This is a genomic window from Methylotenera sp. (genome assembly GCF_029946165.1).
Taxonomy (GTDB): Bacteria; Pseudomonadota; Gammaproteobacteria; order Burkholderiales; family Methylophilaceae; genus Methylotenera.
Window position 1 is genome coordinate 96,105 of sequence record NZ_JAQSDZ010000010.1, and the last position, 17,504, is coordinate 113,608.

At 42.9% G+C, this 17,504-nt stretch carries 13 protein-coding genes; 8 read left to right on the forward strand and 5 right to left on the reverse strand.

The genetic code is table 11. The annotated features are described in order from the left end of the window. Window positions 1-86: 86 nt before the first annotated feature. Complete coding sequence (locus PSV17_RS07015) at window positions 87-764, reverse strand: prepilin-type N-terminal cleavage/methylation domain-containing protein (protein ID WP_300480962.1); 678 nt, start codon at window positions 762-764, stop codon at window positions 87-89. A gap of 446 nt (window positions 765-1,210) precedes the next feature. On the opposite strand from PSV17_RS07015, the gene PSV17_RS07020 reads away from it, so the two are divergent. Further along, window positions 1,211-2,770, forward strand: coding sequence for an ATP-binding protein (locus PSV17_RS07020; protein ID WP_300480964.1), 1,560 nt, complete (start codon window positions 1,211-1,213; stop codon window positions 2,768-2,770). Window positions 2,771-2,862: 92 nt separating this feature from the next. Here the strand turns inward: PSV17_RS07020 and PSV17_RS07025 are convergent, their stop codons facing one another. Then, window positions 2,863-3,528, reverse strand: a complete 666-nt coding sequence (locus PSV17_RS07025; RefSeq protein WP_300480966.1) for a c-type cytochrome — start codon at window positions 3,526-3,528, stop codon at window positions 2,863-2,865. Window positions 3,529-3,801: 273 nt separating this feature from the next. Between PSV17_RS07025 and yihA the strand changes: the two genes are divergently transcribed. Next, the gene (gene yihA, locus PSV17_RS07030; RefSeq protein WP_300480968.1) at window positions 3,802-4,470 is read left to right on the forward strand and encodes a ribosome biogenesis GTP-binding protein YihA/YsxC; all 669 of its coding nucleotides are present in this window, start codon (window positions 3,802-3,804) and stop codon (window positions 4,468-4,470) included. Between the two features lie 82 nt (window positions 4,471-4,552). On the opposite strand, the gene trmB is transcribed toward yihA, so the two are convergent. After that, window positions 4,553-5,293, reverse strand: coding sequence for a tRNA (guanosine(46)-N7)-methyltransferase TrmB (gene trmB / locus PSV17_RS07035; RefSeq protein ID WP_300480970.1), 741 nt, complete (start codon window positions 5,291-5,293; stop codon window positions 4,553-4,555). A 109-nt stretch (window positions 5,294-5,402) separates the two neighbouring features. Beyond that, entirely contained in the window at window positions 5,403-6,569 is a 1,167-nt protein-coding gene (locus PSV17_RS07040; RefSeq protein ID WP_300480972.1) for an SAM-dependent methyltransferase, read from the reverse strand. A gap of 46 nt (window positions 6,570-6,615) precedes the next feature. On the opposite strand from PSV17_RS07040, the gene PSV17_RS07045 reads away from it, so the two are divergent. The 5 genes from PSV17_RS07045 to topA all read left to right on the forward strand — a co-directional run bounded on the left by PSV17_RS07045 (window position 6,616) and on the right by topA (window position 15,785). Further along, window positions 6,616-7,365, forward strand: a complete 750-nt coding sequence (locus PSV17_RS07045; RefSeq protein WP_300480975.1) for a pteridine reductase — start codon at window positions 6,616-6,618, stop codon at window positions 7,363-7,365. A 67-nt stretch (window positions 7,366-7,432) separates the two neighbouring features. Continuing rightward, window positions 7,433-11,683 carry an Eco57I restriction-modification methylase domain-containing protein gene (locus PSV17_RS07050; RefSeq protein ID WP_300480978.1) on the forward strand — a complete coding sequence of 1,417 codons (4,251 nt, stop codon included), beginning with the start codon at window positions 7,433-7,435 and terminating at the stop codon, window positions 11,681-11,683. Beyond that, on the forward strand, window positions 11,684-12,082 hold the full coding sequence (locus tag PSV17_RS07055) for a type II toxin-antitoxin system death-on-curing family toxin (protein WP_300480979.1): 399 nt from the start codon (window positions 11,684-11,686) through the stop codon (window positions 12,080-12,082). It begins immediately after the preceding gene. 48 nt (window positions 12,083-12,130) lie between these two features. Then, window positions 12,131-13,036 (forward strand): tRNA 2-thiocytidine(32) synthetase TtcA, encoded by a 906-nt coding sequence (gene ttcA, locus PSV17_RS07060; RefSeq protein WP_300480981.1) that lies wholly within the window; start codon window positions 12,131-12,133, stop codon window positions 13,034-13,036. Window positions 13,037-13,175: 139 nt separating this feature from the next. Further along, window positions 13,176-15,785, forward strand: a complete 2,610-nt coding sequence (gene topA, locus PSV17_RS07065; protein ID WP_300480983.1) for a type I DNA topoisomerase — start codon at window positions 13,176-13,178, stop codon at window positions 15,783-15,785. Between the two features lie 82 nt (window positions 15,786-15,867). Here the strand turns inward: topA and pbpG are convergent, their stop codons facing one another. Next, window positions 15,868-16,890, reverse strand: a complete 1,023-nt coding sequence (pbpG, locus tag PSV17_RS07070) for a D-alanyl-D-alanine endopeptidase (RefSeq protein WP_300480985.1) — start codon at window positions 16,888-16,890, stop codon at window positions 15,868-15,870. Window positions 16,891-17,088: 198 nt separating this feature from the next. Here pbpG and gcvH point away from each other — a divergent pair, with 198 nt between their 5' ends. After that, window positions 17,089-17,475: a glycine cleavage system protein GcvH gene (gcvH, locus tag PSV17_RS07075; RefSeq protein ID WP_300480987.1), complete on the forward strand. Its 387-nt coding sequence runs from the start codon at window positions 17,089-17,091 to the stop codon at window positions 17,473-17,475. The last annotated feature ends 29 nt before the right edge of the window (window positions 17,476-17,504 follow it).

The window sequence follows — 17,504 nt, forward strand, 5'->3', positions numbered from 1 at the left end:
GCAGTTAATTGCTTTGTGATTTGCATATGTCGAATATAGGCAATAAAAAGCCCACCGAAGTGGGCTTTTGAGGAATTACGCTAGGCTCATACACCATAACATACTACATATGACTTTGCTGGGTCAATAACAGGATCGCTAGTTGGTGGGCTTTTACCTAAGCCATCAGTGCTAGAAAACTCATACGCTATCATTGAGCCCGTAGTCGCATCGCCATTATCCATAGTGACATCCAACTGCGTAACATACTTACCTAAAATACCTTTTGAGCAAATAACGTAAGAGCCTCTAATAGCATTTCCGTCCTTGTCTTTCACCGCCGCTTTTGTAGCGTCATTAGTACCAGCCATAATACCAATAGGGTTACCATCCGCATTAGTTGGGCGCCAGTCTGTATTTGCCATATCAGTTGCGCCAGTTGCCAAGCCCGCTAAACGGACATGTTGCCATAACATATATGCTTCAGATGCCGAAGTCACATCATACCAATTACCACCTAACGCACCATCACCATTACCAATTTTTGTAGAATCTGCAGCCACGCCCAAATGGACTGCAGCACTTTTATCATCGCCAGGCAATGCTTTAAATTTATCTTGGTAACCATATATATAAACTGGAATATTACGGAAATCACTAGCTAAGTTTTTAACTTTAGCACTATTAATCAATTCTTGACCTTTTAATACACCGCCTAGCAGCAGGCCAATGATCACAAGTACGATCGCCAGCTCAATTAAAGTGAAACCTGCTTGTTTTTTCATTTAGTTCCCCGAACTATAAAAGTTATATTAAGTCATTTTAATTCAAATAAAATGCTTATCAGTCAGCAAAATGCATGCAATTACCATACCAGCGTCCTTTAGCCTAGTTTACTGGCATTTTAGTTAGTTTAAGCTAAATTTTGTTGAAAAATTATCTAACAGCCGTCGAAAACCTAACAGGTGTGTTCAATTTTTAACGCTTTTTGATATGATTAACTTACTAAAAATCAGCATACAATAATAGCAAGCTGGATAACTTCAACCAATCATTGAGCCATTATATGCAAATATCATTCAAACCAAGTCTCAAATTAGCATACCAATTATTTAATGATTCTGACCGATTAATGGCTTTAATGATTCTATCATTACATGCTTTGTTAATTTGGGGTGACTCTATCGACCTACACAGAGCGCTATTTTTATGCCATTTCGGGTGCTTTTTGATGTGGCAGCCCGTTATGCGACAAAGCAAAACCTTATCATGGCAGGCAGCTTTTCTCATCGTTGTAGGTGCTGCAGTCGGTATGTTCTTTATCAATTGGTGGGTAATTGCTTTTTGGATTGCGAGTTTATTTGCATTAATTGGTGGTCGCATTTTCTCAGAAGAATCCTTACGCGACAGGCTACCTAATATACTGGCTTCGACCTACCTACTCGCCATTTTGCTGTTATGGGTGGTACCTAAACTACTTAAGTCAAACAATGATTTAGCCGCCGCGGCCTTCATGCTCACTTATTTTTTGCCATTACTGCCAATAGCCATTTTATTCTTATCGGCCAAACATAAATCTAAGGCAACATCTGCCAATATTGACTTTTTCTATACCTTATTAATTTTTTTACTGTCCTCTATCGTCATACTCGGCAGCTTTGCGATCGGCGTCATTTGGAAAATTCACTATATTAAATTACTCATTGTAGTGGTCATGAGTTTAGCCGCCACATTGGTGGTTTTAAGCTGGCTCTGGAATCCAAGCTCGTCCTTCTCTGGCCTAGAATTACTGATGTCTCGTTATTTACTCAGTATTGGTCTGCCTTTTGAGCATTGGATAAGACAAATCGCAAAATATGCTGAATATGAATCTACTGCCGAAAAATTTTTGCAAGCAGCTATGCGTGGACTACGGGAGCTTAACTGGGTAAGCGGTTTGATGTGGGAGGCTGAAGACTCGAAAGACCAAATTGGTGAGGCTACGCCGTTTATTTCTACGTTTAATTTTCATCAACTACATTTAACACTTTATTCACGTTGGCAATTTAGCCCTGCTATGTATCTGCACGTGCAATTACTCACACAGATTTTAGGCGAGTTCTATGAGGCAAAACGTCGCGAAGAAATGATAGTGCAAAATACCTATATGCAATCACTGTATGAAACTGGCTCGCGCCTGACGCATGACATTAAAAACATACTGCAATCTATGGGTACATTATCTACTGCAGCTGAACAAAGCAGCGATGATGGTAGCGATGACGCTAGATTAATTGAATTAGTGAAAAAGCAACTGCCACGATTAAGCCAGCGCTTGGCTAGCACCCTGACAAAACTTGAACTTCCAAGCAAAGAGAAAAAGAGCCAAGAAAAAGTCGCCCATTGGTGGAGTGGTTTTAAGCAGCTTAATAATAATCTGCAAGTATCGTTTGAAGCGCCGCTTAACATGCCTAAGACTAATATTGACCCAGATGTATTGGATAGCGTAGTAGATAATTTATTGCATAATGCTTTAGAGAAGGCGAAGCTTGAGGCTAATATCAATATAAATGTAAGCTTAATGCCCAGCACCCATTTTTGTTTGGAAGTGACAGATACTGGTTCTGCAGTGCCTAAAAGTGTAGTTGAACGTTTATTCAAGTCGCACATAAGCTCCAAGAATGGACTAGGCGTTGGACTATTTCATGCCGCACAGCAGGCGAAGAATGCAGGTTACGAATTAAGCCTTGTTGATAATCAGGATGGTGAAGTACGCTTTAGGTTAGAGATGGTGATAGAACATAAAATCTAACTTCTTGAGAAGGTGAAATAGAAATAAAAAAGGGTTCATCATTCAGATGAACCCTTTTTTACACTCCCTGCTTGGGGAGAAAGTATTACTGACTAGCGTAAGCCTTGAATATAATCAGCTACTGCCGCCATTTCTGCATCTGTCATTTTTGTAGAAATGGTCATCATCATCGGTGCATTTGCACGTTCGCCTGTTCTAAAGGTTTTTAATTGCGTTAATACGTAATCCGAATGCTGGCCACCTAATCGTGGAAATTGTTTAGGTAAACCTGAGCCTGTTGCACCATGACACGCTGCGCAAGCTGGCACGCCAGTTGCTGCAATACCGCCACGATAGATTTTTTCACCTAATGAACCAGCGCCGTTAGTTTTAGCTGCGCCTAATTTAATATTTTGATTTGAAAAATAAGCTGCAAGATTTTTCATATCTTCATCAGTCAATGCCGAAGCCATGCCAGACATTACAGCGTTAGCACGCTTACCTGATTTAAATTCTGTTAATTGTTTAATCAAATATTCAGGATGTTGACCTGCCAATTTAGGGTTGGCAGTAATTACACTGTTACCATCATTGCCATGACAAGCAGAACACATAGTTCCAACAATCTGTTCCGCAGTTTTTGTGGTCGCTGGCGCAGCTTCTGCTGGCTTTTCTACGGTAGCCGCAGCTTGTGCAGACAAACTAAATAAAGCACTTACGATTAAACCAGTTAAGTTAACTCTTACTGAATTTAAGCTTAAAACATGACGAAATTGCATTACCGCTCCCAATTATCAAAAATACTTACGCAAAACTTACTGCATGCCGCTCAGATGTACATCAAATTTCTGCGACTAATCTAAATTATTCAATCAATTAACGCGCTATTTTAGCGAAATTCGCCTATTCGTGATAGCATTTTTCACTATTGTTTATCTCGTCGCAAAATATCACATTCAGCTTAGCCTCATTAATTTCTTTAAAGCGAAATTTAAGCGGTGATATTTTTACGAAAATGACGTTTAAGTTTGACCCAAAAGAATTGGATTTTCATGCCCTTGTTTCAAAATGCTGCTTTTTTTATTTCAGCACACCATTTACGCGACTTACCTCCTGCCAGCGGCATTGAAGTGGCCTTTGCCGGCCGTTCAAATGCTGGCAAGTCAAGTGCACTTAACACGCTTGCCAATCACAATCGCCTAGCCTTTGTGAGTAAGCAACCTGGCCGCACGCAACTCATTAACTTTTTCACTTTGGGTAATGACCGACACTTAGTGGATTTACCTGGTTACGGTTACGCAAAAGTGCCAGAAGCCATGCGTGCGCATTGGCAAAATGTACTGGCTCGCTATTTAGGTGAGCGTTCAAGCTTAGGTGGCCTTGTATTGGTGATGGACAGCCGCCACCCACTCACGCCACTAGATCGCCAAATGTTAGATTGGTTTTGCCCGAGCGGTAAACCTGTGCATGTGTTATTAACAAAATCTGATAAATTATCGCGTGGTGAAGCCTCGCTTACGCTCAATAGAGTGCGTAAAGAGCTTATTGAAACTTGGGGCAATCATTACCATAGCGAATGTACCATTCAACTATTCTCTAGCTTGAAAAAACAAGGTGTAGAAGAAGCCGAAGCCGTCATTGGCAAGTGGCTGTTTGCGGAAACACCTGAAGATTTAGTGCGTAAATCATTTAATCTTGTAGATGATAAAGACGCAGAATAAGTTTTTGTAGGAGCGACGTTTCGTCGCGAAGCCATGGTGCTCATCGCGACGAGACGTCGTCGCTCCTACAGTTAGCGATGTGTTACTTGCGCTTAAACACCATATCCCAAACGCCATGCCCGAGCTTAATACCGCGATTTTCAAACTTAGTCAGCGGTCTATAACTCGGTTTTTCAGCATAGTTTTCTGCGGTGTTTTGTAATAGCGGCTCAGCGTTTAATACCTCTAACACCCATTCCGCATATTCTTGCCAATCGGTTGCCACATGCAAATAGCCGCCAGTTTTTAATTTACTACAAAGCAATTTCACAAACCCTGCTTGAATCAAACGACGCTTATGATGGCGCGCTTTATGCCAAGGATCAGGAAAGAAAATATGTACGCCATCTAAACTCGCATCAGCCAACATATTTTGCAGCACATCCACAACATCATGCTGAATGATTCGTATGTTAGTAAGCGCTGACTCTTCAATTAACTTAAGCAGAGCGCCAACACCGGGCGTATGCACTTCAGCCGCAAGGAAATCGCAGTCAGGTAAAGTTTGGGCAATTTTCGCCGTCGTTTCACCCATACCAAAGCCGATTTCCAATATTTTTTTACTGTCAGTGCGATTAAATTTTGCGTTTAAATCGATAATTTCTGGCGCGTAATCAATGCCAAATTTTGGCCGACCAACGTCTAAAGCGTGCGCCTGCCCTTTGGTAACGCGACCTTGGCGCAATACAAAGCTGCGAATACGACGACCTTTTAAGGCGTCTTTATCTGCATCTAAAGTGGTATCTAAAACTGTAGTTTCTTCGGGTTGGTTTAATTTTGTCATGTTGCACATTATACTGGATGTATGAGGCAATTGCTTTCTGTAGGAGCGGTCTGCGACCGCGAAAAAGTGCTCTAATAAATTTCGCGGTCACAGACCGCTCCTACAATATCTAAAGCGTATAAGACTTATCTCCCTGTATAAACCCCAATAATGGCGCATCAATATTTTTACTTAAGGCAATCACCTTAAATAAGTCACCCATTTCTGCGGGAGATAATAACTTCTGCGCGGCAGCAGCAAGTGGCGCATAGCGAGCCATGTCATGCGGCGATACTTTCGACATTAACTCTAAAATACCGCAGTTCATTAAAAACTGTGCTTGGCTGCAAAAGCCGCTTAACTCTAAACCGTTATTAACACCAGCATGGGCAATGCTAGTGAAATCAACATGCGCTGTAATGTCTTGCAAACCAATATTGATTAAAGGTTCGCTATGCGCATAGTGCTGATAATGGCACATGAGCGTGCCTTGATTACGCTGCGGGTGGTAGTACTCACGGGCAGAAAATCCATAATCAATCATCAAAATGATGCCTTGTTGCAGGCTATGAGCAAGACTAGCAATCAATCCACTAGCAGCTGGGCAAACCTCAGTCATATAGCCCTCAGGCAAATTGAGCTTGCTGACAACATTTAACAAACTTGACTCACTCAAGATTTTATCTTGCCAAACGAACTCCTCAGACTCAATAGCTATGCCGCGTTCATAAATGCCATCCTCTTTAACATGCACAATATTGACTGGAATAGCATCTAATACTTCGTTACCTAGAATCACGCCTTTAAAATTTGAAGGCAGTTCTCTTAACCATTCCACGCGCTGAACTAAATTTTCTGGCAATTTCTTTTGCAAGGTCTCTAGCTGCACTTGCCGTAAGTGGTCACTTACTTCTAAGATGAGATACTTCGGTGGAGCGGCGTTTTTCTCCGCCAAAGTTAACAAAATATCAGCAGCTAACTTACCTGTGCCTGCGCCCAATTCTAGAATATTGCCATGCGTTAAATTCAACACTTGTAAGATTTGATTAGTAAGCGTTTGGGCAAACAACGGTGAAATTTGTGGTGCAGTGACGAAATCCCCCCCACCATTTTTGATGTCACCAAACTTTTGGTTACCTGCGCTGTAATAGCCCAAGCTGGGGGCATAAAGCGCTAAATGCATAAACTCTGCAAAACTTATCCAACCTTTTTGTGCATTGATGGTCTCTTGGATCAGCTTGATAAGTTGCTGACTATGCTTTTGCGCCTCAACAGAAGCTGTGGGTAATGTATTCATAGACTTAGATTATAATAGCTAACAATCAAGATTGGATTAATGCGTAGTGACTAACAAGATAAATAAAGTGGTACTCATTACGGGCGGGGCAAAACGCGTAGGCGCAGCCATATGCCGTAGCTTGCATGCAGATGGCTTTAACTTGATGATTCATTACAAAAGCTCAATTAAAGAAGCGCGTGCCCTACAAGCTGAGTTAAGTTTACAACGCCCAAATTCTGTAGCGATTATTCAGGGCGACTTATTAAATATCGCCAGTTTACCTAATTTAATTAGTGAAACCATTAGCCACTTTGGGCGCTTAGATGTGCTCATCAATAACGCATCCACTTACTACCCAACTGAAATCGGCGAGATAGATGAAGCCAAATGGCAAGACTTAGTAGGCAGCAATTTAAAAGCACCACTGTTTTTATCGCAAGCAGCTGCGCCTGAATTACGCAAAAACCACGGCTGTATTGTCAACATTACTGATATGCACGTCGAGCGCCCGAAAAAAGGTTACATTGTTTATAGTGTGGCAAAGGCTGGCTTGGTAACACTGACAAAATCCTTAGCGCATGAGTTAAGCCCTGAAGTACGCGTCAATGCAGTTGCGCCAGGCCCTGTACAATGGCCAGAAAACAACCCTCAATTTGATGAGGTATATCGTCAACGTGTCATCAACCAAACGCTACTGAAGCGCGTAGGCGAAGCAGAAGACGTAGCGAAAGCGGTGAAATTTTTGGTTACAGATGCGCCTTTTATTACAGGACATGTGTTGGCTGTGGATGGCGGCAGGAGCTTGAATTTATAAGCCATTATTGTTTAAATAACTCAATTTGATTGTCGCTTAGAAAACAAAATCAAGTAAACTGTCGGGCATGGAAGGCAAACTATTTTCGCAAAACTTTTTAACCCAAGGCATTGTTGAGACGAAGCCATGGCAGACTATCACAGCTAGCGAGTTTGATACCTTTAAGCAAAGTTTAGAAAATATATTTGCACCTTACGATGCAACTAGCCAGCTTAACGAGGCCAATACTGAAGCCGAAATCATCGTTAAAATTTTAGACCTTCTCGGCTGGCAAGATTTAACACAAAGGCAAGTGCAAGCTAATAGCAAGGGCAGGCAAGATGTGCCAGACTTTTTGTTATTTGATACCATAGAATCTAAACAAAAAGCACTCAAAGAAACTAAGGCCGATAAGCAATATCTACACGGCATATCAGTGCTAGAGGCAAAAAAATGGTGTCGCCCACTAGACCGTGGCGATGCTACCGATAAGTTAGACTCTGGCACTCCATCAAATCAAATTTTGCGTTATTTATCCAGTGTAGAAATTGCCTCAAATCGCAAAATTACATGGGGCATACTCACGAATGGCGCAGTTTGGAGACTTTACTGGCAAGGTGCACGCTCGCGCTCAGAAGAGTTTTTTGATATTGATTTAAGCGCGGCGCTAAAAATAGCTGGTGTTGACCTTAGCTTATTTGACAGTGACCCAGAACATGCCCTTAAGCTGTTTTATTGCTTATTTAGACGCGAGGCTTTTTTACCACAAAACTGGGATACCGAACAACGCACTTTTCACCAATATGCATTTAATGAAGCTAGGCTTTACGAAGAAAAAGTATCTACAGATTTAGGCAGTCGCGTATTCAAAACCATATTTCCGCAGCTTGCCAATGCTTTGGCTCAGGGCGACCCAGAAGCCGCATTAAATTCTGCCCAATACTTAAGCGAACTACGTGAAGCCACGCTGATTTTGCTATACCGCCTGCTATTTTTATTTTATGCAGAAGACCGCAATTTATTGCCAGTACGCGATACGCGTTATGACGATTACGCTTTACGTAAAATTCGTACGGGAATCGCCGAACGCCGCGATGCAAATGATACCTTTAGTGCCAGTGCCAGCCGTTATTGGCAGCATTTAGGCGATTTATTCCGCATTATTTCCAAAGGTGATACCTCCATTGGCATGCCTGCTTATAACGGCGGCCTGTTTGAAGAGACACGCGCACCGATATTAAGCCGCACGCGCGTGCCAGATAGCTTATTTGCGCCCTTGTTAGATGACCTTTCGCGTCGAGCTGATTTACTGCGTGCGTGGATTAACTACCGCGATTTATCTGTGCAGCATTTAGGCGGTATTTACGAGCGGCTTTTGGAATATAGCCTGCAAGTAGAAAAAGGCGTGATTGTTGCGCGCCCAGCCAGCTTTGCCCGCAAAACCAGCGGCAGCTATTACACGCACGATGGCTTGGTAAAACTCATTATTAAAGAAACTGTTGCCCCATTGATAGCTGAGCAGCTTGCCTTATTTAACGCCCAAATAACGTCGTGGGCAAAGAAGCCAACAATCAACCCAACTGATTGGAAACTACTAGATAACCTAGACCCCGCCGCCGCTATTTTAGACTTAAAAATTTGCGACCCTGCTATGGGTAGCGGTCACTTTTTAGTGAGCTTAGTAGATTACCTGGCCGATGAAATCTTAGAAACTATTGCCACAGCCGAGCTTGAAATTGCTGCTCAGCCTTGGGCAAAAGATATTACCAATGCTTGGGCATCGCCATTAGTGGCGCGTATTAAAGATATTCGCAGCCGCATACTCACCGCCGCCCATAAAGCAAACTGGACAGTGACCGAAGCACAATTGGATGACCGCCATATTGTCCGCCGCATGATACTAAAACGCGTGGTATATGGCGTAGATAAAAACCCCATGGCGGTAGAACTTGCCAAAGTAGCCTTATGGCTACACACTTTTACCGTGGGCGCACCGCTCTCATTTTTAGATCACCATTTACGATGCGGCGATTCATTATTTGGTGGCAAGGTGAGTGATATTTCACAAGAGCTGGGTAAATTTGTGGGGATGTTCCACCAAGAAGATCTCGCACGAGTCGAGAGAGCCAGCGCAACGATGGAAGCGATAGGAAATTTAACAGACATTGATATAGCCGAAGCGCACTACTCAAAAGCTCTTATGGAGACTGCAACAGAAGGCTTGCTGCCTTTGCATCGAACGTTGGATTTCTTGCAAGCTAAGCGTTGGGCAGGCAATCCAGTCGGCAAGGTGAAAGATACGGCAGACTGGGACGAGTTATCCATGGCGCAGAAATATCAAAGAGGCTGGTCGCAATTACTCGCACAAGAGTTTGGTGAAAACTTGCTTGAATCTGTCGAGTTTCTTGCCAAACGTAAAGGCAGGTTGCCGACGCCGCGCGAGCAGCAAGCACATAGCATCATGCAGATGGCGCTCGCCCGCGCTGAACAAGAGCACTTTTTGCATTGGGAGCTAGCTTTCCCCACTGTCTGGCAGGGTGGGCAGGGCGGCTTTGATGCGATTATTGGCAACCCGCCGTGGGATAGAATGAAACTGCAAGAGGTGGAATGGTTTGCTGAACGCCGCCCGCAAATTGCCTTGGCGAGCAAAGCCGCAGACCGTAAAAAATTAATTACTGAACTGCAAAAAACCAACGACCCACTTTGGCAAGATTACCAACACGCACAAGAATCAGCCGAAATTGCCAGCAAAATAGCGCGTAGCTGCGGCGATTACCCATTATTGTCTGGCGGTGATATTAACTTATACTCACTGTTTGTAGAGCGCGCCAGTTGGTTGGTAAAGCCCACAGGCATTGTCGGCTTACTCACACCATCGGGTATTGCGGCAGATAAAGGCGCGGCGGAGTTTTTTAGCAGCTTATCTAAAACGGGGCGCTTAGGCGTGCTGTTTGATTTCGAGAATAGAAAAACTTTCTTCCCAGATATTCATGCAAGCTTCAAATTTTGCGCATTGGTGTTTGGTGGCGCACAGCGCCAATTTGAGGTTGCGCGGTGTGCTTTTTATGTACATGAAATCAGCGAGCTAGATGCGCCGACCAAAATACTTAAGCTGCAAGCGGCAGATTTTAGCGCAGTCAACCCCAATACTGGCGCAGCGCCTATTTTCCGCACCCGCCGTGATGCCGATATTACCACCGCTATTTACCGCCGCCAGCCGGTGCTGGTGGATAGACGCAACGAATCCAAAACCAACGCACCTCTCAAAGTCTGGCCGGTGCGCTATTGCACTATGTTCCATATGACCAATGATTCACACCTGTTTAAGAAACGTGACGATTTAGAAAAACAAGGCTGGTACCCCGTAGGTGGCAACCATTGGAAAAACGGCGAGGCAGAGGCAGTGCCGCTGTATGTGGGGCGCATGGTCTACAACTATGACCATAGGGCATCTCATGTCACAACGAATGAAGAAAACCTACATAACGCAGCGTTAAGTGCAAACCTTAGTGCCGAACAAAAAGCTGATATAGATAGTTACCCCACACCGCAGTATTGGGTAGCAACCAGCGATATAGCGAATGATGAACAACGTGAGTGGGCAATAGGTTTCCGTGATATTGCGCGTGCAACTGATATGCGCACGATGATTGCTGCGATTGTGCCAACAGTGGCTGCTGGTAACACTTTGCCATTAGTTTTATCAGATAATGTTGATTATGCGGAATGGGCGCCACTATTATTAGCCAACTTTAATAGTTTAGCTTTTGATTACATAGCACGACAAAAAACTCAATCTACACACTTAAACTGGTATATCGTCGAACAACTACCCCTCATTAAGCCCGAACAGTTCGGGGCTCTCCTTTCGCACCAAACCAAATCGCGGCAAACTATAGCGGACTTTATTCGTGGCGAAGTATTACATTTAAGCTACACCGCACACGACCTTGCGCCTTTTGCCCGCGACTTGGGCTATGTAAAAGATGGCAAAGTTGGCGCACCGTTTGTGTGGGATGAAACTGACAGGTTACACAGGCAATGCCGCTTAGATGCGTTGTTCTTTAATCTGTACGGCATTCACCGTGATGATGCCAGCTATATGCTTGACCAGTTTCCTATTGTGCGTGAGCAAGACATCAAAGCCCACGGCCGCTATTTAACGCGCGATTTAATTTTAGCCTACATGAACGCGGTTGCCGCAGGTGACTTTACAACCGTCATTTCACTTGATGGCTTTAGCATTACGCCGCATGATATAGCGTTTGAAGAGCAGCTTGAGTTAGGTCGCGAGTTTATGCGAGATTATCGCGATACATTTAAGGCATTGGCTAAGTAAGTGGCGGTGCAAAAGGCTTGGCGCTGGGTTGATAAAAACCTGTTACTTTTATTGCACGATGAAAGTTTAGCCGAGCATGGCGGTGATTCTGGTTTGCGTGATGAAGGTTTGTTAGATTCAGCACTAGCACGGCCTGTTAATTTAGCCGCTTATGAAGCGCCTGATTATGCAGCTTTAGCGGCATCTTATTGTGTGGCGCTTGCTAAAAATCACCCTTTTATAGATGGCAATAAGCGTGCTGCATTATTGGCTTTGGGTCTGTTTTTGTTATTAAATGGCAAAAAATTAACAGCAACTCAAGCCGATGCAACGTTAACTGTGCTGAGTGTGGCAAGTAGCGAGATGAGCGAGGACGCACTAGGTGAGTGGGTACGCAAGTACTCAAAAGATAAAGTCTAAATTCTCTAAAATTCAAATAGTCAAATACAAACCTAATTAGAAATTACTATGATTAACCATTTACCAGCAAACCATTCCAACAACTTCATCAAGCTACGCAATAGCCTGATTAGCGCCACGGGCAAAGCTATTGGCGATTACAACATGATAGAAGAAGGCGATACCGTGTTGGTGTGCATGAGCGGCGGCAAGGATTCTCACGCCATGTTAATGATATTGCTAGCGTTGCAAGAGCGTGCGCCGATTAACTTCAAACTTATTGCCATGAATTTGGACCAAAAACAGCCAGGCTTCCCTGCTGATATTCTGCCGGCTTATTTTGAAAAGCTTGGCATTGATTACCGCATTGTTGAAGCTGATACTTATTCAATTGTTAAAGAGAAGATTCCTGAAGGTGCAACGACTTGTAGTTTATGTTCTCGTCTACGCCGCGGCATTATTTATACCACGGCCAAAAAACTAGGCGCCAATAAAATTGCGCTTGGGCATCACCGTGATGACATTGTAGAAACAATGTTTTTAAATATGTTCTTTGGCGCAAAGTTAAAAGCCATGCCACCTAAGCTTTCAACCAATGATAAACAAAATATCGTGATTCGACCATTGGCATATTGCAGTGAAAAAGATATTGCCAGCTATGCGCGCCAAATGGAGTTTCCTATCATTCCGTGTGACTTATGCGGTAGCCAAGAAAATTTACAGCGCCAAAAGGTAAAAGATATGTTGCAAGCTTGGGAGCGCGAACAACCAGGCCGTATCAATAATATTTTCCGCGCGATTGGCAATGTTGAGCCGTCACATCTGGCAGATTTTAATTTATACGACTTCAAAGGCTTGAGCCAAGCCAAGCCAGAAGATGAAGATCCACTTTTTGGCGACATTGCTAAAGAAAGTGAAGCGCTAAGCTTAAATAGCAGTGATGGCACACGAATCGAATTTATTCGAAACACATAATGTTACAAATTATTCGATAAATTTGCGTAGTATGTGCGTAAGTTGTTGTCTTATAGCCATTTACCTTGCTATTATCCGAGTTGTTAGCTTAGCAATTCTATAATTTAGCCCATTTAATCACTCATTCTTCTAGGCATGCATGTCCAAACTGTTAATTGTTGAATCTCCTTCTAAAGCAAAAACGCTCAAGAAATATCTTGGAAGCGACTTTGAAGTGCTTGCCTCCTACGGACACGTGCGTGACTTGATTCCGAAAAATGGTGCGGTTGATACTGCTAATGACTTCGCTATGAAGTACGACATCATCGAGCGCAATAGCAAGCATGTGGACGCAATTGCCAAGGCTGTGAAAAGTGCTGATAGCATCTATCTCGCAACCGATCCGGACCGCGAAGGTGAAGCCATTTCATGGCATATTGCCGAGATTTTAAAGTCTAAGAATTTACTCAAAAATAAAATCATGAAGCGTGTGGTGTTTCATGAAATCACTAAAAGCGCAGTTGAACACGCAATTGCCGAGCCACGCGACATTTCCATGCCAATGGTGAATGCGCAGCAAGCGCGTCGCGCTTTAGATTATTTAGTCGGCTTTAATTTATCACCCCTATTGTGGAAAAAAATCCGCCGCGGATTATCTGCAGGACGTGTACAAAGTCCTGCACTGCGCTTAATTGTTGAGCGTGAGCTTGAAATTGAAGCGTTTAAGTCACAAGAATACTGGTCTATTCATTTAGACGCTTTAAAACATAGCCATGGCTTCAGCGCAAAACTAATACAACTCAACAATCAAAAAGTTGAGCAATTCACGGTCATCAACCATGACCAGCACTCTGACATTGTAGGCAAATTATTACTCGCCAGCGCAGGTAAAACCACCGTATCACGCGTTGAGAAAAAACAACGCAGTCGCAGTCCCGCTGCGCCTTTTACAACCTCTACCTTACAACAAGAAGCCGTGCGTAAATTAAGCTTTACCACTTCACGAGCCATGCGCGTGGCACAGCAGTTGTATGAAGGTATGGATGTAGGTAGTGGTACCGTCGGTTTGATTACTTATATGCGTACCGACTCATTCAGCATTGCGGCTGAGGCAATTGCGCAGATTCGTGATTACGTGAAAAAGAATTTCGATGCAGAATATTTGCCAAAAGCTGCGATTCAATACAAAACCAAATCAAAAAGTGCGCAAGAAGCTCATGAGGCGATTCGCCCAACCGACATCAGCCGCACGCCTGCGAGCGTTCGTCAATACTTAACGGATGAACAATTTAAACTGTATGAAATGATTTGGAAGCGCGCCCTAGCTTGTCAAATGGCACCTGCTAAATTTGATGCAGTTAGCGTAGATTTAAGCGTAGGCTCTGATGCCAACTTGTTCCGTGCCTCTGGTCAAACCCTCGTATTCCCAGGCTTTATCGCGGTTTATATGGAAGGCACAGATGATGAGGAAGAAGAAGGCGAAAGTAAACTACCGCATCTTGAAACTGGCGAAGTACTAACGGTTGAAAAAATATACGGCGATCAACACTTTACAGAACCGCCACCACGTTATGGTGAGGCAAGCTTAGTCAAGATTCTCGAAGAATACGGCATTGGCCGCCCTTCTACTTACGCCAGCATCATTAGTACATTGCAAGACCGCGAATATGTTTTGTTAGATAAAAAACGTTTTACGCCGACCGATGTTGGACGTGTGGTGAATAAGTTTCTAACCGAACATTTTACCAAATATGTAGATTACGACTTCACAGCTAACCTCGAAGATGCGCTTGATAGCGTTGCTGAAGGTGAGCGTGAGTGGTTACCGCTCATGGCAGAGTTTTGGCAAGGCTTCAACCAACAATTACTAAGTAAAGCCGATGTAGAGCGCCCAGGTAATGAGTTAATTGATGAAGCTTGTCCTAAGTGTGGCAAACCCCTACAAAAACAACTCAGCCGTTTTGGCACATTTATTGGTTGTACAGGCTATAACGATGAGCCTAAATGTGATTACAAACGCAGCTTAAATGGCGCAGCACAAGTGGGTAGTGACCCAGTTATCATTGGTAATGATGATGAATCTGGTAAAGAAATTATGCTGATGAATGGTCCTTACGGTCCTTATTTACAACTTGGTTTAGCCATTGAAGGTGACAAAAAGAAACCAAAACGTGTCAGTGTACCTAAAGAAATTTCATTGGCGGATATGAATTTAGAAACCGCGAAAATGGTACTTTCTTTACCACGCGATCTTGGCTTGCATCCAGTAACTAATAAAAAAATTGTGGCGAACATTGGCCGTTTTGGTCCTTATGTAAATCATGATGCTAAATTTAAATCGATCCCGAAAACAGACAGTGTATTCACCATTGATTTAGACGGCGCAGTTGCTTTATTAGCAGCGGCTCACACTGGCCCAGCGCCATTGGCCACATTAGGTAACCATCCGACTGAAGATGGTCAAATTGAAGTGTTTGCAGGTCGCTACGGGCCTTATGTGCAGCACGGCAAGATTCGTGCAACTCTGCCAAAAAGTGTAGAGCCTGAATCGCTGACTTTGGATGAAGCTTTGGAGTTGTTGATGGCTAAAGCGCAAAAAGAAGCACCTGCTAAAAAGGCAGCGACGAAGAAGGCCGTTGTAAAAAAACCAGTAGCTAAAAAAGCTCCAGCCAAGAAACCTACAGCAGCTAAAAAGCCAGCGGCAGCTAAGACCGCTGCAAAAAAACCTGCTGCCAAAAAGGCGGCTACTAACAAAGCTACTGTTCAATAATATATAAATTCAGAAAATTAAATTTACGATAATAAAAAAGCGGCCTTCCAGCCGCTTTTTTATTATCGTATCAACTCCATATTTAACCGCTAACATTCTCGCCCAATGAGGCAGCATCATTATATTCTATCCATTTACGAATTCTATTAGCATCGCCAATACGTGTCTGTTTACCTGCTGAATCTAATAATACAATAATCATAGGTTGACCAGAAATTTCCGCTTGCATTACTAAACAACGCCCAGCTTCATTAATAAAGCCAGTTTTAGATAACCCAATCACCCAATCACTGCCGCGTACTAAGGAGTTTGTATTCACAAAGTTGAGTGGATTTCCACGTCCAAACAATGTGATTTCTTGTGAAGCAGTAGTAGTTACTTGGCGAATTTCAGGATAGTGATAAGCGGCATTGACCATTTTCACCAAATCTTCTGCTGTTGAAACATTATTACTATCTAAACCAGTAGCATCGAAAAAGTGTGTTGATGTCATGCCTAACATTTCAGATTTACGATTCATCGCAGCCAAAAATGCACCGATACCACCTGGATAATTACGCGCTAGGGCAGAAGCTGCACGATTCTCTGAGGACATAAGTGCCAATTGTAAAAGCTCGCCGCGTGTAAGCTGTGTACCTATATTCAATCTAGAGTGTGTGCGTTTTAGATAGTCTACATCCTCATCACCAATAAATAACAAATCATCCATCGGTAAAAGTGCATCTAATACCACCATCGCCGTCATCAATTTAGTGACAGAAGCGATTGGCGTTAATTGATTGGTATTCTTAGCGTAAATGATTTCACCAGTGAGTTGATTAATCACTAGGGCTTTAGTTGAGGCTAACTCTAATGGCCCGCTTCCATCGTAAGCGCGGGGCACTACCATGTTTACTTTTTGAACATGCACTCGTGATTTCTTAACACTATGAGCACTGCCCCTCAACTTATACTTTGCAAGATCGTAACTACCTGCTTTATTTTTTTGATTCTTTGTATGCGACACCTTAACCGTTTGTTTTTGTGATTTTTTAGCAGCGGCATACGTAAGCATGGGCGACAAGCTTAGCGTTAAGGTGATATAAAGTAATATGAGTTTGCGCATAATTAGTTTCTTTTACGTCATAGAGTTACGAGATTAGTCTATATAAAAACCTTAACTTTGTCATTAAAAATGTTTTATCTTTAATAGTACTCATTTTTAATGTTTTATTATGCATTCAAATTGTTTTTCACAATTCGATTATTAGCAATATAATCACATGCTTATTCAACATCAAGCAATTAATTTTAGAGCACCAAAATGCATATACCTCAGAACTTTCTATATAGCACCGAACATTTATGGACAAAAGCCTCGGCTGACGGTACATGGGAGGCTGGCATTACAGATTATGCACAGGATTTACTTGGCGACATTGTGTTCATAGAAGCTCCTGCAGTTGGCTCCAAACTTGTGACTGGTCAACCTTGTGGTATAGTCGAATCAGTAAAAACAGGCTCAGATTTACATGCCCTTGTTGATGGGAACGTAATTGAAATTAATCAAGAGTTAATCAACTCACCAGAATTAATTAATGAAAAACCCTATCAAGCTTGGATATTTAAATATAAACCGACCAACGATGATGTGAGTAAAACGCTATTATCTCCCGAGGCTTACAAAACTTTACTTGACGGCGTAGCCTAAGTTGATTTGATTAATGCATGTCAGCAAAA